This window comes from Gammaproteobacteria bacterium (assembly GCA_011682695.1).
GTDB lineage: Bacteria > Actinomycetota > Acidimicrobiia > Spongiisociales > UBA4744 > BMS3Bbin01.
In genome coordinates, this window is record JAACED010000052.1 from 1 (window position 1) to 22,007 (window position 22,007).

The 22,007-nt window shown below is 64.2% G+C and carries 24 protein-coding genes and 1 pseudogene; 10 read left to right on the forward strand and 15 right to left on the reverse strand.

Annotated features, from left to right (window positions below):
• Positions 1-17: 17 nt before the first annotated feature.
• The 7 genes from GWP04_09810 to GWP04_09840 all read left to right on the forward strand — a co-directional run bounded on the left by GWP04_09810 (position 18) and on the right by GWP04_09840 (position 6,260).
• Positions 18-1,355: a hypothetical protein gene (locus GWP04_09810; protein ID NIA25846.1), complete on the forward strand. Its 1,338-nt coding sequence runs from the start codon at positions 18-20 to the stop codon at positions 1,353-1,355.
• Positions 1,356-1,451: 96 nt separating this feature from the next.
• On the forward strand, positions 1,452-2,072 hold the full coding sequence (locus GWP04_09815) for a uracil phosphoribosyltransferase (protein ID NIA25847.1): 621 nt from the start codon (positions 1,452-1,454) through the stop codon (positions 2,070-2,072).
• Positions 2,072-2,362 (forward strand): 6-O-methylguanine DNA methyltransferase, encoded by a 291-nt coding sequence (locus tag GWP04_09820; GenBank protein ID NIA25848.1) that lies wholly within the window; start codon positions 2,072-2,074, stop codon positions 2,360-2,362. Before GWP04_09815 ends, GWP04_09820 begins: the two co-directional genes overlap by 1 nt.
• Positions 2,359-3,663, forward strand: coding sequence for a thymidine phosphorylase (locus GWP04_09825; GenBank protein NIA25849.1), 1,305 nt, complete (start codon positions 2,359-2,361; stop codon positions 3,661-3,663). The genes GWP04_09820 and GWP04_09825 overlap by 4 nt, the downstream gene beginning before the upstream one ends.
• Complete coding sequence (locus GWP04_09830; protein NIA25850.1) at positions 3,663-4,478, forward strand: purine-nucleoside phosphorylase; 816 nt, start codon at positions 3,663-3,665, stop codon at positions 4,476-4,478. Before GWP04_09825 ends, GWP04_09830 begins: the two co-directional genes overlap by 1 nt.
• Positions 4,479-4,542: 64 nt before the next feature.
• On the forward strand, positions 4,543-5,301 hold the full coding sequence (locus tag GWP04_09835; GenBank protein ID NIA25851.1) for an electron transfer flavoprotein subunit alpha: 759 nt from the start codon (positions 4,543-4,545) through the stop codon (positions 5,299-5,301).
• Positions 5,301-6,260, forward strand: coding sequence for an electron transfer flavoprotein subunit alpha/FixB family protein (locus GWP04_09840; protein ID NIA25852.1), 960 nt, complete (start codon positions 5,301-5,303; stop codon positions 6,258-6,260). Before GWP04_09835 ends, GWP04_09840 begins: the two co-directional genes overlap by 1 nt.
• Positions 6,261-6,296: 36 nt before the next feature.
• Here the strand turns inward: GWP04_09840 and cdd are convergent, their stop codons facing one another.
• The 13 genes and pseudogenes from cdd to GWP04_09905 form a co-directional block, all read right to left on the reverse strand.
• On the reverse strand, positions 6,297-6,689 hold the full coding sequence (gene cdd / locus GWP04_09845) for a cytidine deaminase (GenBank protein NIA25853.1): 393 nt from the start codon (positions 6,687-6,689) through the stop codon (positions 6,297-6,299).
• Entirely contained in the window at positions 6,686-7,678 is a 993-nt protein-coding gene (gene ftsY / locus GWP04_09850) for a signal recognition particle-docking protein FtsY (protein ID NIA25854.1), read from the reverse strand. The genes cdd and ftsY overlap by 4 nt, the downstream gene beginning before the upstream one ends.
• Entirely contained in the window at positions 7,675-11,109 is a 3,435-nt protein-coding gene (gene smc / locus GWP04_09855; protein NIA25855.1) for a chromosome segregation protein SMC, read from the reverse strand. Before smc ends, ftsY begins: the two co-directional genes overlap by 4 nt.
• Positions 11,110-11,163: 54 nt before the next feature.
• Entirely contained in the window at positions 11,164-11,433 is a 270-nt protein-coding gene (locus GWP04_09860; protein NIA25856.1) for an acylphosphatase, read from the reverse strand.
• 19 nt (positions 11,434-11,452) lie between these two features.
• Complete coding sequence (gene rnc / locus GWP04_09865) at positions 11,453-12,127, reverse strand: ribonuclease III (GenBank protein ID NIA25857.1); 675 nt, start codon at positions 12,125-12,127, stop codon at positions 11,453-11,455.
• A complete protein-coding gene (gene plsX, locus GWP04_09870) occupies positions 12,124-13,032 on the reverse strand; it encodes a phosphate acyltransferase PlsX (GenBank protein ID NIA25858.1) in 909 nt (302 codons plus the stop codon). Before plsX ends, rnc begins: the two co-directional genes overlap by 4 nt.
• Positions 13,033-13,051: 19 nt before the next feature.
• A complete protein-coding gene (rpmF, locus tag GWP04_09875; GenBank protein NIA25859.1) occupies positions 13,052-13,231 on the reverse strand; it encodes a 50S ribosomal protein L32 in 180 nt (59 codons plus the stop codon).
• A gap of 12 nt (positions 13,232-13,243) precedes the next feature.
• On the reverse strand, positions 13,244-13,735 hold the full coding sequence (locus GWP04_09880) for a hypothetical protein (GenBank protein NIA25860.1): 492 nt from the start codon (positions 13,733-13,735) through the stop codon (positions 13,244-13,246).
• A 14-nt stretch (positions 13,736-13,749) separates the two neighbouring features.
• Positions 13,750-14,253, reverse strand: coding sequence for a hypothetical protein (locus tag GWP04_09885; protein NIA25861.1), 504 nt, complete (start codon positions 14,251-14,253; stop codon positions 13,750-13,752).
• Positions 14,246-14,711 (reverse strand): annotated as a pseudogene (gene coaD, locus GWP04_09890) (pantetheine-phosphate adenylyltransferase). Before coaD ends, GWP04_09885 begins: the two are co-directional and overlap by 8 nt.
• Positions 14,708-15,247, reverse strand: a complete 540-nt coding sequence (gene rsmD / locus GWP04_09895; GenBank protein ID NIA25862.1) for a 16S rRNA (guanine(966)-N(2))-methyltransferase RsmD — start codon at positions 15,245-15,247, stop codon at positions 14,708-14,710. Before rsmD ends, coaD begins: the two are co-directional and overlap by 4 nt.
• Positions 15,244-17,391, reverse strand: a complete 2,148-nt coding sequence (gene recG, locus GWP04_09900) for an ATP-dependent DNA helicase RecG (GenBank protein ID NIA25863.1) — start codon at positions 17,389-17,391, stop codon at positions 15,244-15,246. The genes rsmD and recG overlap by 4 nt, the downstream gene beginning before the upstream one ends.
• Entirely contained in the window at positions 17,388-18,992 is a 1,605-nt protein-coding gene (locus GWP04_09905; protein ID NIA25864.1) for a DAK2 domain-containing protein, read from the reverse strand. The genes recG and GWP04_09905 overlap by 4 nt, the downstream gene beginning before the upstream one ends.
• A gap of 75 nt (positions 18,993-19,067) precedes the next feature.
• Between GWP04_09905 and rpmB the strand changes: the two genes are divergently transcribed.
• The 3 genes from rpmB to GWP04_09920 all read left to right on the forward strand — a co-directional run bounded on the left by rpmB (position 19,068) and on the right by GWP04_09920 (position 19,864).
• The gene (gene rpmB / locus GWP04_09910) at positions 19,068-19,256 is read left to right on the forward strand and encodes a 50S ribosomal protein L28 (protein NIA25865.1); all 189 of its coding nucleotides are present in this window, start codon (positions 19,068-19,070) and stop codon (positions 19,254-19,256) included.
• A 53-nt stretch (positions 19,257-19,309) separates the two neighbouring features.
• Positions 19,310-19,522, forward strand: a complete 213-nt coding sequence (locus GWP04_09915; GenBank protein ID NIA25866.1) for a cold shock domain-containing protein — start codon at positions 19,310-19,312, stop codon at positions 19,520-19,522.
• A gap of 108 nt (positions 19,523-19,630) precedes the next feature.
• Complete coding sequence (locus GWP04_09920; protein ID NIA25867.1) at positions 19,631-19,864, forward strand: Lrp/AsnC family transcriptional regulator; 234 nt, start codon at positions 19,631-19,633, stop codon at positions 19,862-19,864.
• 16 nt (positions 19,865-19,880) lie between these two features.
• Here GWP04_09920 and GWP04_09925 read toward each other — a convergent pair whose 3' ends face one another.
• Positions 19,881-20,969, reverse strand: coding sequence for a hypothetical protein (locus GWP04_09925; GenBank protein NIA25868.1), 1,089 nt, complete (start codon positions 20,967-20,969; stop codon positions 19,881-19,883).
• An 11-nt stretch (positions 20,970-20,980) separates the two neighbouring features.
• Positions 20,981-22,007, reverse strand: a 1,027-nt coding sequence (locus tag GWP04_09930) for a hypothetical protein (GenBank protein ID NIA25869.1), incomplete at its 5' end; no start/stop codon positions are given.

Consider the following 22,007-nt stretch of genomic DNA (forward strand, 5'->3'; position numbering starts at 1 on the left):
TCAGGAGGTTCCGGGGGATGAGTGAATCTCGCCAGGGTGATGATGCACGGTGGACGGTTGCCGGAATTCTGCTCGGCGCCGGGCTCCTGCTGGTGGCTGTCGCAGTCATCTGGCGGCTCGACGTGTCCGTGCAGCGGAACAACGAAGTCGAGCCGGCACCATCCATCCCATCGACAGTGCCCACGACACCACCAAGCCCGTCGAGTTTCGTGACACCTCCCTCTTCCACCACTTCGACGACGAGGCTCGTGTCGCCGAGTTCGTCGACGACCACGACCCTGCCGCCGATCGGTCGGTGGGAGCCGATGCCCGTCGGGCCGGTCGCTCGGGCCGAGCATGTGTCGGTGTGGACCGGCACGGAACTGTTGGTGTGGGGGAACCCGTTGGGTCCTGTGGAGACGCAGGCAACCGGTGACGCCTACGACCCTGTGACCCGCACGTGGCGCCCGATGGCGTCCGCGCCGGAGGCCCGGAGAACCCCGGCCGCGGTGTGGACCGGCAGCCGGCTGCTCATCTGGGGAGGCGACCGCGCGATGGGTGACTCGACCGATTTCGACCTGGCGAACGACGGGTTCGCGTACGACCCGGCCACCGACACCTGGAGTCTGATCCCTGCCGCCCCGATCGAGGGACGCGCCTACATGTTCAACGTGTGGACCGGTACCGAGTTGATCGTATGGGGCGGCATGGTCGATCATGATGGGATGGAGGTTGCCGCCGGGGACGGGGCGGCGTATGACCCTGCAACGAATACGTGGCGGGTCCTGGCGCCGTCACCACTCGGTGCCGGCAACCCCGGAGTCGGTGTGTGGACCGGACATGAGCTGATCATCGGTGGTGACGGTGACGCCACCGACGGCGACCCGTCCTGGGCTTCCTACGATCCGGTCACCGACACGTGGTCCAAGATCGCCGATCCGCCCGGCGTCCGCTCGTACGGTGTCTCTGCGGGCGTGTGGACCGGCCAGGAGATGCTTTTCGCCCCGTTCGGAGAACCGGGTGAGCCGACGCGTCTCGCCGCATATGATCCGGACCGGCACGAGTGGCGTCGCACCGCGCCACCGCCGGTGAGCGTCGCGACGGTCCCGGCGGTATGGACCGGAACGCGGGTCGTCTTCTGGGGCCATGCGGTCACCCCCGTACCTGGCGTCGTGCCGATGGTCGGGGTGGCATACGACCCGGTCACCGACACGTGGAACCGACTCGCACCCGACACCCTCGGAACCCGTTGGGGTCACAGCCTCGTGGCCACCGACAGCGGTGTCATCGTCTGGGGAGGTCGCTCTCGTAAACCCTACGGAGCTTTCCCGGTACCTCTGTACGGCGACGGTGCCGTGCTCGAGATCACCCCCTGAGAGACCCGTGGCAGACTCCTTGCGCCGAGACAAAACACCGAAAGTACCTCGCACGGGCGCGAGTAGCCTACGAGCAGTCACCCGGAAGGAACCTCTGTGAGCCTCACCATCGTCCAACACCCCCTCACACAGCACTACCTCACCGTCCTACGAGATCGCGGCACGTCCACCGAGCGCTTCCGCGAAACCACCCGACGCCTCGCCTACACCCTCCTGATCGAGGCCACCACCGACATCACTCTGCGAGAGTTCCCGGTCGAGACGCCCCTCGAGGAGACGGTCGGCTACCGATTGGATCGCAACATCGTCGCCGTGGCCGTCCTCCGGGCCGGACTCGGGCTTCTCGATGCCGTCCTCGACCTCCTTCCGGCGGTCAGGGTGGGCTTTGCAGGGGTACAACGGGATGAAGAGACCGCAGAGCCCCTGGAGTACTACACGAAATTCCCGGACCTCGCGAACACGAACGTCCTGATCCTGGAGCCCATGCTCGCCACCGGCGGATCGTTGTCATGGGCAGTGGACAAGGTCAAGGAACACGGTGCGAGAGACATCACGGCACTCTGTGTCGTCACTGCTCCCGCCGGCGTGGAGCGCATGGAGCGCGATCATCCCGACGTACGCATCGTGGCGGCCTCGCTGGATCGAGACCTCAGCTCCAACTACTTCATCCAACCCGGTCTCGGCGACATGGGCGACCGCCTGTTCGGGACCCTGTGATGTCCCGCTTCACCGACCACGTCACCGAGGCGCTGCAGGACCTCGCTCCAGGCGAGGTCGTCACCTACGGGGAGCTCGCGGCGCAGGCCGGCCACCCCGGCGCTGCGCGCGCTGTCGGCAATATCCTGAGCAACTCAACAGGTTTCCCGTGGTGGAGAGTGGTCACCTCAACCGGCCGGCTCATTCCCAGACACGAGGCCGAGCAGACTCGCAAGCTCGAGGCCGAGGGAGTCACGGTTCGAGATGGACGTGTCGTGACCGGGCCGGCGCTCAACGGAAGAACCCGATGAACACGGTCGAACTCATCCAGCGCAAGCGAGACGGCGCGGCGTTATCGCCGGCAGAGATCACCTGGCTCATCAACCACTACACGGATGGCTCCGTCACCGACTACCAGATGTCGGCGATGACGATGGCGATCTTCTTCAACGGCCTGAACGCCGATGAACTCGCCGCTTGGACCGAAGCGATGCTGCACTCGGGAGATGTTCTCGACCTCGCCACCGTGCCCGGTAGGAAAGTGGACAAGCACTCCACCGGCGGCGTCGGTGACAAGGTCTCGATTCCCCTTGCGCCGATGGTCGCCGCCGCCGGTGTTCGGGTGCCGATGATGAGTGGTCGCGGTCTCGGGCATACGGGCGGCACGCTCGACAAGCTCGAGACGATTCCCGGATTCACGACGCAATTCGATCCAAAGACCTTCGCCGCACTTCTCGCTCGGACCGGCCTCGTCCTGGCCGGCCAGTCGGAGACGCTCGTGCCCGCAGATCGCAAGCTCTACGCGCTCAGGGACGCCACGGGAACCGTCGAGTCGATCCCCCTGATCTCATCGTCGATCATGTCGAAGAAACTCGCCGAGGACCTGGACGGTCTGGTTCTCGATGTGAAAGTCGGCCGCGGTGCATTCATGCGCGACATGGAGCGGGCCCGCCTGCTGGCACGCACGATGATCGGCATCGGAGCAGCCCACGGCGTGCCGGTCGTCGCACTGCTGACCCCGATGCAGCAACCGCTGGGCAGAGAAGTCGGCAACGCTTCGGAGATCGTCGAATCCCTGGCGGTCCTCAGAGGTGAAGGTCCGCAGGACCTGACCGAAATCACGCTTCGCCTCGGAGAGGAGATGCTGATCCTCGGCGGAATCTCCAAGGATCGTCACGAGGCCCGTAGCGCGCTGGAAGCCACCATCTCGAGCGGAAGTGCACTGATGAAGTTCGCCCAGGTGATCGAGGCACAGGGTGGCGATCCGAGAGTCGTCGAGAATCCGGACATCCTGCCGCAGCCGGCGCATCGCACGCACCTTCCCGCCGCCCGGGACGGGGTCGTCACCCGATGCGACGCGTTCAAGATCGGTGTGGGTGCCATGCACCTCGGTGCAGGGAGGGAGCGAAAAGAAGACCGGATCGATCCTGCGGTCGGTGTCACCGTCCTGGCCAAAGAGGGAGATGTGGTCGCTATCGGTGAACCACTCGCAACGGTCGCTTGGAACGATGAAAGGCGTTTGGAGGCAGCGTCCAAACTACTGGCAAGCGCATGGGAAATCGGTGACGAACCTCCGGAACCGATGCCGCACGTCCTCGAGGAGGTTCGCTGATGCAGTACGAGACGATCAAGGCCGCCGCCGCGACGATCGCCGAGCGTTCCGGTCGTGGAGAGCACAAGGTTGCCGTTGTGCTCGGCTCCGGGCTCGGCGATTATGCCTCGGCACTTCCCGGGGCGCTCGCGATTCCGTACGCGGACATCCCGGGGTGGCCCGTCCCCACGGTAGAAGGGCATTACGGAACCCTGTACTCGGCCGACATGGACGGCCCTGTCCTGATCCTCTCCGGCAGGGCCCACCTCTACGAAGGCCGGTCGATGAACGAGGTCGTTTTCGGAGTCAGGGTGGCGGTCGCAGCGGGTTGTGCAACCATCGTGCTCACCAATGCCGCCGGAGGCGTGGGAGACGGTCTCAGACCTGGCGACCTGGTGCTCATCCGCGATCATCTCAATCTCACCGGACACAACCCCCTGATCGGCCCCAACGATGGCCGCCTCGGCCCGCGCTTTCCCGACCTGACGGACCTCTACTCCCCTGCCCTGCGCGAAATCGCGCATCGAGCGGCGCGAGATGCCGAAGTCCACCTCGGCGAGGGTGTCTACGCCTGGCTGACGGGCCCTTCGTACGAGACACCGGCCGAGATTCAGATGGTTGCTCGGCTCGGAGGGGATCTCGTCGGGATGTCGACCGTTCCGGAGGCGATCGCGGCGCGCCACATGGGAGCGGCGGTACTCGCAATCTCCCTGGTTACCAATCTGGCAGCCGGCATCTCCGATACGCCACTCACCCATGAGGAGGTCCAGGAGACGGCGGCCGAAGCCCGCCCCCGCTTTACCGGCCTGCTCGACCGTCTGCTTCCGCTTCTGTGAGGGCGAAGCACGGTACGCCGATTGCTAACATCCGCGAACACCAACGAGAGAGGAGTGCACACCAATGAAAGTGGTGGTCTGCACGAAACAGATTCCAGACCCCGCGGCTCCCTATCGCCTGGATCCCGAGACACACTTCCTGGAGCGGCCGACCGACCAGATCCTCGATGACACCGACCGCTATGGGGTCGAGATGGGTCTGCAAGTCGCCGAACAGACCGAAGGCTCGGTGACCCTCGTTTCGATGGGGCCGGCGGGGAATCTCCAAGGCATTCGCCAGGCACTGGCAATGGGCGCCGACAAGGCCATCGTGATCGAAGATGACTCGCTTCGAGGAGCCGACTCGTGGGTAACAGCCCAGGTCCTGGCAGCAGCGATCACCAACGAAGGATTCGATCTGGTGATCGCCGGCACGGAGTCGACCGATGGCTCCGCCGGGGTACTCCCCCAGCAGCTCGCAGAGTTGCTCGGCGTACCGGCGCTGACTTTCGCGAAGCATCTCGAGCGAGATGACGACAAGATCCGCATCCATCGTCAGACCGGATACGGACACGACGTCGTCGAAGCACCCACACCGGTGCTGATCACCGTGACTTCCGGCGTCGTCGAACCCCGCTACCCCACGTTCAAGGGGATCATGGCCGCCAAGAAGAAGCCGATCGAACAGATCGGTGTCTCTGAACTCGGGGTGACACCGATGGCGACCCAGAAGATCCTCGAGGTCCGTCCTGCACCGGAACGCGCCGCGGGTGAGGTCATCGAAGATGAGGGCGAAGCACACCTGCGAATCATCGAGGTGCTCGAGCAAGCGAAGGTGATCTGATGAAAGCCTGGGTATTTGTCGAAGAATCACAGGGCAACCCGGCCCAGATCGGGCTCGAGATGCTTTCCAAGGCCCGCTCGCTCGCCGATTCGCTGGCCGCTGTCTACCTGGGTGCCGGATCGGAGGAGATCTTCGAGCTGCTCGGAAGCCATGGAGCGCAGACCGTCTATCAGATGACTCCCGACAATCATCTGCCGACTGCCGCCGCCGCGGCGGCAATGGCCGATCTCGCCGACGTCGAGCAGCCCGACGTGATCATGTTCGGGCTGACCCCTACGGACCGCGACGTCGCGGGGCGCCTCAGCGCCCGGATGGGACGTCCGGTGATCTCCAACGTCATCGACGTCCTCATCGAAGGTGACACGTTCAAGGCCCTCAATGAGATCTTCGGCGGCACCGAGATCGTCGAGACCGCGTTTCTGACCGAGAAGCCGTATCTGGTGGTCGTCCGACCGAAATCGTTCCCACCGGAACCCGCAGGAGCGTTGGCACCGGACGTCGTCCCGGTCGCCCTTCCCGATGTCGGAGCAGCCGGCACCGCCGTCATCACCGCCGTCCATGTGGAAGAGAGCGAAGGCCCAAAGTTGGAGGAAGCGTCAATCGTCGTTTCCGCCGGCCGCGGGCTCGGTTCGGCCGAGAATCTCGATCTGACCAAGCGACTTGCAGATCTCCTCGGCGGAGCCATGGGCGCCACGCGAGCAGTTGTCGACGCCGGGTGGGTTCCCTACTCCCTACAGGTCGGACAGACCGGCAAGACCGTCAAGCCCGATGTCTATATCGCTTGCGGTATCTCGGGGGCGATGCAGCACGCCGTGGGGATGAAAGACTCCAAGGTCATCATCGCCATCAACAAGGACGAAGAGGCACCGATCTTCGGACTGTCGGACCTCGGCGTGGTCGGGGACGTACACAAGGTCCTCCCCAAGCTGATCGAGGCACTCGAGGCTCGCGAACGCTGAAGCCGGAACGGCCCGGGGATGTCCCCGGGCCGTTTCTCAGTGCTCCAGACGGAACCCGTGTGGAAGGAGTTCGTCGAGTGCGTACCTCTGTGCGGTTCCGTCGGTACCGGAGACCACAACGGTCTCGACACCGAACTCGTAGAGCCGCTGCCGGCACTGACCACACGGAAACGTTTCCGCCTCCGTACCGGCGTCGATGCACGCCACAGCGACAGTTTTCATCGCCGTTTTGCCGGCGGTGACGGCCGAGGCGATCGCGCTTGCCTCGGCACAGGTTCCCGACGGGTAGGCGGCATTCTCCCAATTGACGCCACGGTGGACCGATCCGTCATCGGCCACGATGACCGCGCCCACACGGAACCCCGAATAGGGGGCATAGGCGTTCTTGGCGACTTCACGCGCCTCGGCGAGCAGCTCTTCGGGACTCATACATCCTCCAACATCGCATCGACGAACTCCGCAGGAACGAACGGGATCAGATCGTGGACCCCCTCACCGATTCCGATGAACTTGACGGGCAGATCCAGCTCTCTCTCGACGGCGACAGCGACGCCGCCACGCGCCGTTCCGTCGAGCTTCGTCAGGATGATTCCGGTCACTCCTACCGCCGCGGTGAACGTTCTCGCCTGTACCACGGCGTTCTGTCCGTTGGTCGCGTCGATGACGAGAAGGACCTCGTCCACCTCACCCGCCGCCCGGCCGAGTACCCGGACGATCTTCCCCAGCTCCTGCATCAGGTTGTGCTTGGAGTGGAGTCTGCCGGCCGTATCCACGATGACGACCTCGTGACCTCGGGCTCTGGCAGCCTCGTATGTGTCGAAAGCAACCGCAGCGGGGTCTGCTCCTTCTTGACCGGAGACGATTTCGACACCGATCCGCTCCGCCCAGGTACGCAACTGGGCACCCGCCGCCGCGCGAAACGTATCCGCGGCACCCAGGAGTGGAGATCTCCCCGCGGCAACGAGATACGCGGCGAGTTTCGCGATGCTCGTGGTCTTGCCGGTTCCGTTCACCCCGACAACGATCACCACCGACGGAGCGCCCGACATACGAAGGTCACGACGGCGATCGCCAAACTCGGAGATGAGCTCCTCGCGAAGTGCACCCTTGGCTTCCTGCGGACCGTCCGGACGTCGTTCTCGCACACGAGCGATGATCTCACTTGTCGCGAGCACGCCGACGTCGGAGGCGATCAGCGCCTCCTCCAGCTCCTCCCAGAATCGGTCGTCGAGCCGAGCGGATCCGAAGAGCCGGTGCAGTCTCCCTCCAAAGACGGTTCGAGTCTTCTCGAGACGATCGACGAGTGCCGGCTGGAGGCCGGCCGGTTCGCCGTTTCCTCCGCGCCGAACCATGAGGAACAGGAGGACGGCGACAACCGCCACTACCACACCAAGGAGAATCAGTTGTGTCGATGTCATGCCAGCTGTGACCGTTCGCGGATTCGGCGGGACAGCACTTGGGACGACCCGCCACGTTCGAGGGTGACACCGTACAGTATGTCGGCAACTTCCATGGTTTGCTGCTGGTGGGTGACGATCAGCAACTGGGCGCGTTCGCGGAACCGGTCGACGAGACGCAGGAACCTCCGCAGGTTCGCGTCGTCGAGTGCGGCTTCGACCTCGTCGAGAATGTAGAACGGCCCCGGCCTGGCCCGGAACACGGAGAAGAGGAATGCCAGGGCGGCAAGCGAACGTTCGCCTCCGGACAGCAAGCTCAACCTGCTCACCTTCTTGCCGAGCGGCATTGCCTCGACCTCCACACCCGAGGTGAGCGGATCCGATCCGTCCACGAGTCGAAGTCTGCCCTTGCCGCCGGGGAAGAGAACCCCGAAGTACTCCTCGTAGTATCGGGCGACCTCCTGGAAAGCGGCGGTGAACTCCTCGACGATTCGATCGTCGAGCGCCGAGATCACCTTGCGCAGCTCCGCGCGCGACGATGCGAGATCGTCGAGCTGGGCAGCAAGGAAGTCATACCGTTCCTGGAGTTCCCGGTATTCCTGGGCGGCAAGCGGATTCACCGGACCAAGCCGCCTGAGCTCTGCTTCGTGGCTCGCGAGGAGCGACTCGAGATCCTCGTCGATGTCCGGTCGGGGCATGTCGAGCGCTTCTTCGACCGAGGCGTCCGCGTCCCTGCGCAGACCTTCGGCCACGGATTCTTCACGCACCCGAAGTTCAGCGGTCTCGACGGCGATGGCAGAGATCTCCTGGCGGGCGGTCTCGAGCACGTTCCGCACCTCCTCGAGCCGCGCTCGAGCCGTCTCGAGGCGAGCTCCGGCCTCTCCAGCCTCCCGCCGCAGCGCTCTTTGGCGTTCACGCAGCGTTGCGAGATGTGCTCTGACCACTTCCAGGGCCTTCGCCGACTGATCCTCGATGACCTGCAGCCGCATCACGTGGGCGGGATCGACTGGCCGAACGACCGCCGACTGGAGTTCGCCTGTGACGACTCTCAAGCGATCCTCCAGCATCCGCCGGCGCTCCAAGATGGCCCCGAGAGCGGCCGCAGCCTCCTGGCGAGCGTGGTTGGCCTGCTCGCGGCGAAGTTCGACCTCCCGTCTCCGCTGTGCCATCTGCTCCCATGCCCGCTCGCGCTCGGCCTCCTCACCTTCCAGATCGGCCAACCGAGCTCGCAGCCGCTCGATGCGAGCCTCACGATCACCTGCTGCCTCGACGACCAAAGACCGTCGCTCCTCCAGCCTCTCGATTTCGTTCTCGGCAGCCGTGCGGGCCCGGTCGCTCATGCGCAGCGCCTCGGTCATCCCCCCAAGCTTGGCTTCGAGTGCCTCGAGCACCTCGAGCGCATCACGTTCGACCCGGCGAGCACCGTCGAAGGCCCGCTTGGTCGAGGTCAGGAGGCTCTCGGCTCGCGCCGCGCCGATCTCGGCATCCTCGAGTGCAGCCAGAGCCGTTTCGAGCATCGCTGGAGTAGCCCCGTCGGGCTGGGCGATTCTCATACCATTGGCGTCGACCAGGTCCCCTTCCGGAGTGACGGCGCGCACGTGCGGATGGTGGGCCACGATCTCCCATGCCGTTGCCCATCCCTCGACCACCACGACATCCCCGAGAAGCTGGCCGGCGAGGTCCTGGTCGGCGCCAGGGCCGAGGAGATCGACCAGTGCCTCGATGCCCCATCGAGCTCCGACATCTCGAGCCGGAGACGCCGGAGCATGAGTGCCGGCCGTAACCATCGGAATTCCGCCGAGTCCGTCTGCTTTGAGATCGACGGCAGCTTCCTCGATGTCTCTGCGTGACCGCGCAACGATGCCGCCTGCCCACGGACCGAGCGCTGCATCGACGGCCGATACCCAATCCGGAGGCACAGCCAGGAGCGCCGTCAGAGAGCCGCTCATCCCTGTCCTGGCAAGGACTCGTTCACGCGCCACCGAGTCGGCCATGGCTTCTGCCATTGCCTCGCTGCGGGCCTCCGCGCCCGCAAGCATCAGTTGTGCGCGTCCGGCCTGTTCCTCAGCACGCTCCCACTGCTGTTGGAGTCGCTCCCGCTCATGCCGGCTACGTTCGTATGCCTCCTGCGCAGGACCCGTTGCCTGATCGGCATCGCGAATCGCATCCTGCAGCTCATCGATCTCCGCGGATTCCTCCGCGACCCTCGCAGTGAGAACGTCGAGTCGACGACCGAGATCGCGCGCCTCGCGTTCATCACGATCAACGGCTGCTTCAAGCGAACGGAGATCTCCGCGTACCACGGCAAGTACCCCTTCGACGGGAAGAGCCCCCTGCTCGGCCAGGGAGCGCGCCTCGTCTTCGAGGTCACGGAACACCTGCTCCGCTCGTTCGGCATCCCTGCGTGCAACGATCACGGTCGCTCCGCTGCCGGCGAGATCCGCCCCCAGCTCGGCAGCCTCGGCCTCGAGATCTCTGCGTCGCTCCCCCGCCCCCTCGAGGCGGGCCTGGGCAGATCTTCGCCGCTCATGGGCGACCTGCGCGATGCGTCGCAAACGTTCGACGGTCGTCTCCAACCGAGCCGCCGCCGCCGTGTCTGCCTCCAGGGCGTGCCCGGCGGCTCCGGCTCGACTGATGAGTTCAGGAAGTCGGGATTCGAGTTCGGCTCTCTCGGATTGCGCAGCTTCGAGCTTGGCTCTCCACTGGGTCTCGGCGCCTTCGAGCTCGGCAAGCCGGCCGTGGACGGCGCGCATCGCTTCACCACCGAAGAACAGACGCAGTTCACGCACCTCGCGACGAAGCACGGCGTGACGGTCTGCTGACTTCGCCTGCCGCTCGAGCGGTCGGATCTGCCGCTTGAGTTCGCGCAGGATGTCTTGGAGCCGAAGCACGTCCGCGTCGGTGCGTTCCAGACGACGCACCGACCGCTCTTTGCGAAGTCGGTGCTTGAGAATCCCGGCAGCCTCTTCGATCACGGCCCTGTGATCCTCCGGTTTGGCGTTCAGAAGATCGTCGATCCGGCCCTGGCCGACAATGAGATGCTGGTGCCGTCCAACCCCTCCATCGGACAGCAGTTCCTGAATGTCGAGAAGACGGCAGTCGACTCCGTTGATCTGGTAGTCGCTGGCGCCGTCGCGGTACAACCGCCGGGTGATCGAGATCTCGTCGAGATCGAGAGGGATCGTGCGTGCGCTGTTGTCGAGTACCAGTGTCACCTCTGCACGGCCGAACGCAGGCCGGGTCGTCGTTCCCGCAAAGATGACGTCGTCCATCCGCTGCGTTCGCAGCGAGCGCGTCGACTGCGTTCCCATCACCCAGGCGATGGCATCGACGAGATTGGACTTGCCGGAGCCGTTGGGGCCGACGACCACCGTCACCCCCGGCTCGAACTCGAGCCGTGTCCGATCGGCGAACGATTTGAAGCCGACCAGCCGCAGAGACTTCACATACACTGAATGACACCCTTGTGATTTAGCGAAGTGAGGCTATCACAGCTCGGCGGCCGCTCATCGAACCGTGAAGGTGTCCTCATCGGGGTCGACAGCTGCAGGAGCCACTCTGACATCCGCAACGATGGCCGATCGTGGCCCGACGCGCAGCCAATCGACGAGGCTCTCGACGACTTCCGGCGAGCCCTGGACTTCGACCTCGACCTCCCCGGACGGCAGGTTACGGACCCACCCGACGGCACCGAGCATCCTTGCTCGAGAGAGCGTCGCGTAACGAAACCCGACCCCTTGCACGCGGCCACGCACTACTGCCCTGGCTCGGATCACCTCCGACATGCCGGACACCCTACGGTGAATCCGCCAGGCGCTCCAGTGCGACCCTGGCAGCCGCCTGTTGCGCCTCCTTCTTCGAGTGGCCTTCTCCCTCGCCGCGCACCACTCCGTCGATCTCCACCGTCGCCCTGAACGTCCGCTCGTGATCGGGCCCATCACCGTCCACCTGGTACACCGGCTCGAGTTGCACTTTGGCGAGCACTTCCTGCAGCCGCGTTTTGTAATCCTTTGCACCTGGAGTCCCCGAGAGCGCATCCACCTGCGCCTCCCAATGCTCGATGATCACACGGCGTACTTCTTGGAGACCACCATCCAGGTACACGGCAGCCAAGACGGCTTCCAGGGCATCGGCGAGAATCGAGTCTTTGTCGCGCCCGTCGGATACTTCTTCGCCGTGTCCGATGCGGAGACCGGTTCCGAGTCCGATCGTCCGCGCCACCGAGGCAAGCGCCGGCCTGCTGACGAGGGAAGCTCGAAGCTTCGCCATCTGGCCTTCTCGCATCTCGGCGAACTGCCCGAAGAGGACATCGGTGATGACGAGACCAAGGACCGCATCCCCGAGGAACTCCATCCTCTCATTGTGTTCGACGCCGTCGTGCTCTGCCGTGAAGGACCGATGCGTGAGTGCCGTTTCGAGCAAGGCCGGGTTTCGGAACTGATATCCGAGTCTGGCTTCGATGTCAGTCATGCGAGCCGCCTCCCTATCTCTTCCACCATGCCCCCCGATGCTTCGCGAGACGCCGATTCGAGAGCGCTGCAGATCGCGACTCTCGACGACGATCCATGGGCGATCACCACGACGCCGCGTGTGCCGACGAGGTGGGCGCCACCCGTGGTCTCATAGTCGACCCCGGACAACACCATCGCTGGCAGCGGTGCTCCGGCACCGGCCGCCAACGAGGCTACCCAGGCGATGGTCCCTTCGATGGCTTTGAGAACGGTGTTGCCCGTGAACCCGTCGGTCACCACCACGTTCACGGTCCCTGCGGCGACATCACGTCCTTCGACATTTCCAACGAATCGCGGCACCGCATCCTCCAGCAAGACGGCCGCCTGTTTCTCCAGGTCCCTCCCCTTGCCCTTCTCCTGGCCGATCGAGAGAAGACCGACGGACGGGTCCGCCACTCCAAGCGAGAGTTCGGAAACGACCGAGCCCATGATCGCGAACTGTACGAGGTGCCCGGGGCCCACCGTCGGATTCGCTCCGGAGTCGATGAGGACGGTGGGAGGGGTGGTCGGGATCACCGTGGCGATTGCCGGCCTGAGCACACCAGGGATCCTGCCGATGATGATCGCCGCGGCAGCGAGTGCTGCTCCCGTCGATCCGGCCGACACGAGACCATCCGCCTCGCCCGAACGGACGAGTCGCGCCGCCACGCTGATCGATGCGTCGGGCTTCTCTCGGATCGAACGGGCCGGATCTTCACCCATCGCGACAACGTCGGCGGCATGAACGATCGGCAGATCGACATCGACATTCTCACAGAGTGGTTCGAGCCGCCGTCGATTCCCAACCAGAACGACCTCGATCCCCCTGCGGACCGCCTCCGCTGCGCCGGCGACCGTCTCTCTGGGTGCGTGGTCGCCCCCCATCGCGTCGAGGGCTAACACGCTATTCGGTTCCGGCGGTGACCTCGTGGCCCCGGTACGTACCACAGTTCGGGCAGGCCCGATGCGGCAGTTTGGGAGCGTGACACTGCGGACAGGTAGACGTGCGCGGTCGGCCGAGCTTCCAGCTCGCCTTACGGCGCCTCGTGCGTGACCGCGACATTTTCTTCTTGGGTACAGCCATAGGGGGCTCCTCTCAAGGTTCCAGCAGGTGCCGAAGGGCGCCGAACGCGGACGCGCTCTCGTCGGCATGCCCGAAACAGGGATCCGTATTCAAGTCGGTTCCGCATGTTGGGCAAAGTCCGAGACAATCCGGCTTGCAGAGCGGCGCGATCGGAAGGGCAAGCGAGGCCTCGTCATGCAGAATCTGCTCGAGGTCGATAGACCCGTCACGTTCGACAACGGAACCATCATCCACCGTTCGGGAGCCGAACACTTCGAGGATCGCGACCCTCATCTCTTCATCCCATTCCGTCAGGCACCGATTGCATCGCAGCGAGGCCGTGAACTTCAGCGTTCCACGAGCAACGACCTCGTCAACCGTCGCTTCGAGCATCAGCTCGGCGTACACCGGTTCGACCACCGAAGCAAGGTCCAGGCTGATATCCAGTGACCCTTCGAGGGCCACTGCCCGGCGCGTACCGGGATGCCCGAGCAGGTCGGAGACGTTCAGAAGGAAGACAGACATGGTGGATGGTGTTGTTACTCGGGAACCGACGGCGGTGCGGGACGTGCCTCATGATACTGCGAACGGACACCCCTGATTTGACCCAGGAGATTCCGAAAGAGCATCTCGAGGTGTTCGAGCCGGTTGTCGGCAAGGTCCTCTGCCTCGAGCCGAATCCTCCGTGCCTCCCCTTCGGCCCTCCGCACCAGGGCGTTGGCCTCTTCGACCGCTTCGGCGAGAACCCGCGATTCGCTGACCATCTCGGCGGCTTTCGCCGTGGATTTGTCGAGGATGGCCTTCGCGCGCTCATTGGTTCTGGCGATGAACGCTTCCCTCTCTCGCACCATCCATCGCGCGGCCCTCAGCTCTTCGGGAAGTGCGGCCCTCAGCTGGCCGATCATTTCAAGTAGTTCTTCACGTTCGACCCGGACGCTGCCCGACAGCGGGATGGCCTTCGCATCCCGAACCGAGGCCTCCATCTGATCGAGCAGTTCGACGAGTTCGCCGACTTCCGGGATATTGTCCGTACCGTCAGCCATTTCCGTACCTCTTCTTGAGTGCTTCGTTCACGATTGGTGGTACGAGTTCTCCCACGGGACCACCGAACCGAGCGACTTCCTTGACGAGGGAGGAGGACAGGAATCCGTACACGGGAGCGGTCGGAAGGAACAGCGTGCTGATACCGGAGAGTCTCTCATTCATCTGGGCCATCTGCAGTTCATACTCGAAATCGGATACGGCGCGCAGGCCTTTGACGATCACGTCGCCGGGCGAAGTCGACCAGCAGTCCTTCGAAACTCTGCACCTCGACATGTTCGCCCTCGTAGAGCTGTTCGAGCATCGCGACTCGCTCTTTGACGTCGAAGAGCGGCGTTTTGGAAGGGTTGGCCACCACGGCGATCACGACCTGACCGAAGACCGCCAAACATCGTCGTATGACGTCGAGATGTCCATTGGTGGGCGGGTCGAAGCTCCCAGGGATCAGGGCAACGGTCACGCCTCCTCCTTCCTCAGGCGCCACAGAACGGTATCCCCGTATCTGCGGCGGTCGACCAGCGCGAGGCCTCCGACGTTCGGCGGCCGCTCCCCCACCCTTCGATGGAGTATGACGTCCGCTCCGGCAGTCAGCCTCGGGACCAGTTTGCTCAAGATCTTCTCTACAGACGCTAGCGACAGCCCGTATGGCGGGTCAACGAATGCCAGATCCGCGTCGGTATCCGCGGCGTCCAGAAAACGCTCCACGTCCAGGGCGAACACGGTTCCGCCCAACCCGACGTTGTCGATATTGCGCCGAAGCGCCAAGAGCGCCGGTCGTGCCTTCTCCACGAACACGACGGACTCTGCACCACGGCTCAACGCCTCGAGACCGATGGAACCCGACCCTGCATACAAGTCGAACACCCGGGCATCGACGACGCGATCCCCCAGCGACGAGAACAGCGCCTCGCGGGCACGATCCGTCATCGGGCGTGTGCCGGATCCCGAAGGTCCGAAGAGACGGCGGCCCTTTGCACTGCCGGCGATGATCCTCATGACCTGAAGAGCCATTCAACGTCATCCCCCAGCAAGGCTCTCACCTCCCTTCGTACGTCCGGATGATCGCTGAGATCCGGATCCTGATCCACGAGGGTAAACGCCTCGCGCCGAGCCGCGACCAGTTCATCCTTGTCTCTGAGAATATCCGACAGACGAAGATCGGACAGACCCGACTGGCGGGCGCCGAACACGGTTCCTTGGCCACGAATCCGCAGGTCGATCTCGGCCAGTTCGAATCCGTCGTCGATCGCCACCATGGCTTCGATGCGTGTCCTGCCCTCCTCCGTCGAAGGGTCGGCGACCAGGTAACACCAATTCGGACCGGCGTGACGGGCGAGTCTGCCGCGGAGCTGGTGCAGTTGGCTCAGGCCAAACCGATCGGCGTCCTCGATCACCATGATGGTCGAGTTGGGTATGTCGATTCCGACCTCGATCACCGTGGTGGTGACGAGCACATCCAGGGCCCCGTCGCGGAAGGCCTGCATGACCGACTGTTTGTCGACCGATCGCAGTTGACCGTGGAGCAGCCCGAGCCGAAGGTCGGGAAAAACGCCTTGGAGACGTTCATACTCGGCCGTCGCCGACGCCGCCTGCACCTTCGGGCTGTCTTCGACGAGGGGGCACACGACGAACGTCTGCCGGCCCGCGGATGCTTCCGTGCGGACCCGGTCGTAGACCTCGGAGAGCTGATCCGGACGTACCGCCAGCGTCAGGACTTCCGGCCGGCCCGGCGGCATCTCATCGAGCAGAGAGACGTCGAGATCCCCATAGAGCGTCATTGAGAGCGTCCTCGGGATGGGCGTGGCAGTCATGATGAGGAGATCGGGATCCGCGTCGTCCGCCTTCTCTTTGAGCAGCACGCGCTGGTGGACTCCGAACCGATGTTGCTCATCGATGACGGCGACCCCGAGAGCGGCGAAGCGGACCCCTTCCTGAATGAGTGCATGTGTCCCGACGACGATGTCGACTGCACCCTCGGCGACGAGCTCCACGACCTCGTCGCGCGTCACGTGAGGCCGGAAGTTCACCTCGGCGTTGGAAGAGGTCAACAGCGCCAGCTTCACACCGGTGCCCTCACCGCTGAAGAGGTTCGGGGTGTCGTCGGGTGGTGGAGCCAGCCCTGCTCCTGCGAGAAGCGCCGTGATCGAGAGATAGTGCTGAACGGCGAGCACTTCGGTGGGAGCCATCACGGCTCCCTGGTAGCCCCCTTCGACGCCGGTCATCAGTGCAGAGACGGCGACCACCGTCTTGCCCGATCCGACCTCGCCGAGGAGGAGCCGATGCATCGGATGCGGCGCTTGCATGTCGCGGCCGATCTCGTCGATGACCCGGCCCTGCGCGGAGGTCAGCGTGAACGGGAGCCCTTCGATGAAGCGTCCGAGCAACAAACCGTCTGGACCGTGTGCAATCCCCACCGCCTCTTCGATCATTTGCCGCTTCGAGAGGGCGAGGGCGACCTCCAGACGAAACAGCTCGTCGAATACGAGCCTGCGACGAGCCGGAGCGACGACGTCGGGAGTCTCGGGGAAGTGAATGTCGGAGATCGCCCGATCGCGGTCGATCAGCCCCAGCCGCCGCACCATCTCCGAAGGAAGCGGGTCATCGATCGGTCGTGCCCTCCCGAGCGCATTGTGGATCGCCCTCCGAAGGTATCCGGATGACAAGCCGCCTGCAGACGGATACACCGGAACCACCCTGCCGGTGACCAGGCTCTCGGAGGCGGACCGCATCAGGTCGACGTCCGGGCTCTTCATCTGAAGTCTCCCCCGAAACGATTCGACCTTCCCCGAGAGGGCCACCTCTGCGCCGACGGAGAGCTGACGTTCGCGAAAAGCCTGGTTGAACCACACGACGGTGATACGTGCACTCTCGTCGGAGACGACCGCCTCGGTGATCGCGAGGTTGCGCCGGGGCCGTCTCGTCGACACCCTCTGAACCGTTCCGATGATCGTGACTTCTCGACCGACGGGCACGGTGGCAATCTGCTCGGTTCGGGAACGATCGATGTACCGACGGGGAACATGCTGGAGAAGATCGGCCACGGTTCCGATTCCTGCGTTTCGGAGCTTCTCGCCCCGTCGGCCGGAGAGCAGTTTCACCTGCTCGACCGCCACCTCCGACAGGTGGGCCAGGCTACTCACTCCACGGAGATCAAGTAGGGGTAGAGCGGCTGTCCCCCGTCCTTGATCTCAACCTCGATCGACGGATGTTTCGCCGCGAGATGACCACGAGCCGCATCGGTCGCATCGGTCGTCGCCGCATCGCCGATGAACAGGGTCACGAGTTCACGATCGTCGTCGACCATGGTGTCCAGCGTCCGAGTCAACGTTTCGGCCAGGTCCTCCCCGGCATGCTCGATGGAACCACCAACGATCCCCAACCAGTCTCCCGTCGCGACGTGCCCGATCTCGACGCGAGCGTCTCGCACCGCCCGGGTGATTTCCCCTGTGCCGACGGACTTCGCAGCGTTCCGCATCGCGTCGACCAGTTCGTCCGGCTCCCGGCCGGAGAGGAACCCCATCATCGCAGCGATACCTTCCGGCACCGACACGGTGGGCACGACGAGCACCGTCTTCTTGCTGAGGGAGTCCACACGGAGGGCGACCGGGATGATGTTCTTGTTGTTCGGAAGCAGGATGACGGTCGATGCCGTAGAGCGTTCCACCGCAGTGAGGAGATCCTCCATCGAAGGGTTCATACTCTGGCCTCCCTGCACGATGTCGGCAGCCCCCAACTGACGGAACAGCGCTGCGAGGCCTTCACCGGCGACGACTGCGATGACCGATACGGTGTCCGTCAGATGGAACGCGCTGTCGGCGGTCTGCTCCGCGAGATCCATGATGGTCAGGTTTCGGAATGAACCGACCGGTCCGTCTTCGAGATGGATGGCCGCTTCGATGGCCTCTGCCGGATGATCGGTGTGGATGTGGCACTTGTACTGCCCGTCGCCACCCGTGACGACGATCGATCCACCGAGTCTCTCCCACGCCGTCCGAAATGGATCGACGCGGTCTTCGGGGGCCTCGAGGATGAGCACGACTTCGTATCGCTCCTCGGACACCGTGCCCGTCGCTACTTCGACCGCCGGAGTGGCTGTGTAAATGCTCTCCGGCAGGATCACTTCGGTCCCTGTCACTTCCTCGAGGAACGCAGCCAAGAGCAGAAGCAGGCCTGCACCACCGGCATCGACGACTCCGGCGCGTTCGAGCACCGGGAGAAGCGACGGAGTGGACTCGAGGGTTTGTACTGCTCTCGTGAACACGCCTTCGAGGAGACCCGCGAGATCGGTGCCTGCAGTGGTGCCCGTCTCGGCTGCGGCTTCGGCGGCCGACCGGAGGACCGTCAGGATCGTGCCTTCAACCGGGTGCAAGACGGCCTGATAGGCAGCTTTCGAAGCGCGTTCGAGGGCCTTCACGACTTCGGGCACTCCGACCCGATCGACCTCACGAAAGGTGTCTGAGAGGCCTCGCAGAATCTGCGCCAAGATTACGCCGCTATTGCCACGTGCACCCATCAACGACCCGTGCGCGAGCGCACTCGTCACTTCGGCCATACCCTGCGCAGAACTCATTTCGTCCACGACCGTGCCGACCGTGAGCTGCATGTTCGTTCCCGTATCTCCGTCGGGCACCGGATAGACGTTGAGCCGGTTCAGTGCATCGCGATACACGCAGAGGCGTTCGTGATAGCGCGACAGCACGCGCTTCAGGTGATCGGCGGTAAGGTGCATTCGCGGATCCATGACCGGCGACGAGTATACGATTCCGTACAGCTCCCTCGCGGTGCTAACCTCGCTCACCGGCCCGAGGAGGTCGCCATGTCCTATCGCTGTGAGATCTGTGGAAAAGAGCCCTGGTTCGGGAAACAAGTCAGTTTCTCGCACAAGCGCTCGAGTCGACGCTGGCTTCCCAACATCCAGCGTGTTCGCGTGCGCCATGGTTCCAACACTCGCCGCATGCGTATCTGCACCTCCTGCCTGAAGGCCGGCAAGGTCGACAAGGCCTAGGAGCCCGCCGCGTGACGCCTCAGTTCCGTCCGGCACCACTACACTCACGACCTATGCAAGGCGTTGTCAAGATCTTCGATCCTTCCACCGGATTCGGCATCGTCGTATCCGACACGGACCGAACCGAAGTCTTCCTCGATGCAGCATCCTTGGACGGAAGCATCTTCCGATCCTTACGACAGGGTCAACGCATCATCTTCGACATCGACGACGTCCGAGGAAACGCAACGGCGCGACAGATTCGTGTCGGCTCCGAAGGCACGTGACGGCACGGCCCGCAACCGCAGGCCGGCGACCCACAGTTGCAGACTCGGCACCCGGACGGGAACCCGCTGGGGTATGATCGCATCAAGAGACACTCCGAGGAGGTTCCGGTGGTCCAAGCGTATGTGTTGATCCAGACAGAAGTGGGCAAAGCCGCACAGGTAGCCGAAGCAGCCCGCCGCATCGAAGGCGTGGAACATGCCGATGACGTCACCGGCCCGTACGACGTGATCGTCAAGGCCGCTGCCGAGACGGTTGATCTTCTGGGCAAGCTCGTGGTCGCCCGCATCCAGTCGATCGAAGGGATCACCCGAACGCTGACCTGCCCGATCGTCCACCTGTAGCCTGATCAAGTAGGTATCAGCCCAGTTTGGCTGCGATCGAGCCGGCGCTACGAAGTGCCGTCCCGTCCGACCCGATGGTCCCGAACTGTCGGATCGGTTGCTTCTCGGCCTCGATGACCATATCGGTCAGCAGCTCACGCCTGCTGAGCGGAGGATCCACCCACAGATAGGCTGCCAGGCTCCCGGGAATCGTGTTGATCTCGTTGATCCACACGTCGCTGCCCCGCACGAGGAAGTCGAATCGGGCAACGGACCGGACACCGACGAGATCCGACACGATCATGGCAGCCTGCCGGATCGACCCCGCCACTTCGGCCGGAAGTTTGGCCGGGATCTCACGTGCCGACCCCTCGAGCCCGCCACCGGCCAGGTACTTCTGCTCGTAGCTGTAGATGGCGCCGCTCTTCGCGTCTCTGACCGGTGCTCCGATGGCGCTGAGTTGCAGGCTGGGATATGTTCGAATCGCGATGTTGTAGTCCCGGCTGCCTTCCAGGAACGGTTCGATGACTGCGCCGCTCTTCAAGTGGGGCGACGACTTGGCAAGTGCGAGTGCCGTCTCCATCCCGTCCACGACCTCGATTCCGATCGAAGATCCGCCGAACCGCGGCTTCACGATGAACGGGGGCGTTGCGTCCCACTCGATCCTCGGTTCGAGAAGTCTGCGTGGCACGGAGCGAAGACCCGCCAACTGCACGACGGCTCCGAAAGCGAGTTTGTCCATCCCGAGGGCGGACCCGGCGGCGCTCGGCCCCGTATAGCGAATCCCGGCGAGGTCGAACGCCGCCTGCAGCGTTCCGTCCTCACCCGGAGCACCGTGGCAGCAGTTCACGACCGCTGAGATGTCGAGTGGCCTCTTACGAGCGATGAATCCGCCTCCCGCCTCGGCCATGAACCGAAGCGGCCTGGCCCGCCGTGGCACACCATCGGCAAAGTCCGCCGCCTCCAGTGATGGATCCACCGAGAACCAGGCACCGCTCTTCGCCCAATAGATCGCCTCCACGCTGCGGCCGGCGTCGAGCAGCGTCCTGCACGCCTGCAGGCCGGTGAGAATGCTGATGTCGTGCTCGGGGGACGGCCCCCCAAACACCACCGCCGGGTTGCTCATCAGATTGCTCCTTACGGGTAGTGGTCCGGCAGGTCGTTCTCGTAGACGACCACATCACCGGGACCGAGCGTTCGTCGCACCCAGGCGACGGCCTCTTCCCGGGAGTCAACAACCCTAACGGACATCGCGCCGCGCGACCCCTCCAACAGCGCCCGCCTGTTCGTGCGTCCGACGATCACGATGTCCGTTGCCTCTCTCACAGCATGCTCGGCCAAGGTCACATTCTCTGCATACTGCCGTTGGCCCAACTCGACGAGGCCGGGGGTGACGACGACGCGCCTCGCTCCGGGGGATGCATAGTGTCCCAACATCGAAAGGACGGCCCGTGCCCCTGCCGGGTTGGCGTTGTACGTATCGTCGATGACGACTGCTCCGCTCTGCGCCGTCGCCACCTGCCGGCGGTGCACCGGCCGCTCCAGCGAGGCCAGATCGGCGGGATCGGCAGTCAGGCCCAGTGCTGCCAGCACTCCGACTGCGCACGCCACATTCCCCGGAAATGCCTCCCCATCTGAGACCGCGCCGATCGCTTCCCCACGGAGATAGACCATCGAATCGGGCCCGACGTAAACGTCTGCCCGTGGAGAACTCGAAGAGCATCGAATCACCTCCCTGCGTCCTTCTTCCCCGTCGGCGAGTTCCTCGAGCTGCGGATAGTCGATGTTCAGCACCAACGTCTCCGCACCATCGACGATCTCGGCTTTCGCCGCGGCGACCGCTTCGAGCGTGCCAAATCGTTCGAGATGGACGGGGCCGATGGCGGTGATCACCGACACCGTCGGACGGATCCACTCACACAATGCCCGGATCTCACCCCGACCGTAGGTCCCCATCTCGGCAACGAAGATCTCGGTACCGGGCGTGAGCTGTTCATTGATGGAACGTGCCAGACCCAAACGGTTGTTGAAGCTCGCCGGGCTGACGACCACCGGGCGACGGTTCTGCAGAAGTCGACCGACGTAGGCCTTCGTCGTGGTCTTGCCGAACGAGCCGGTGATCGCAACAACCGTCGGGGCGACCGAAGCCAGACGTCGCGAGGCC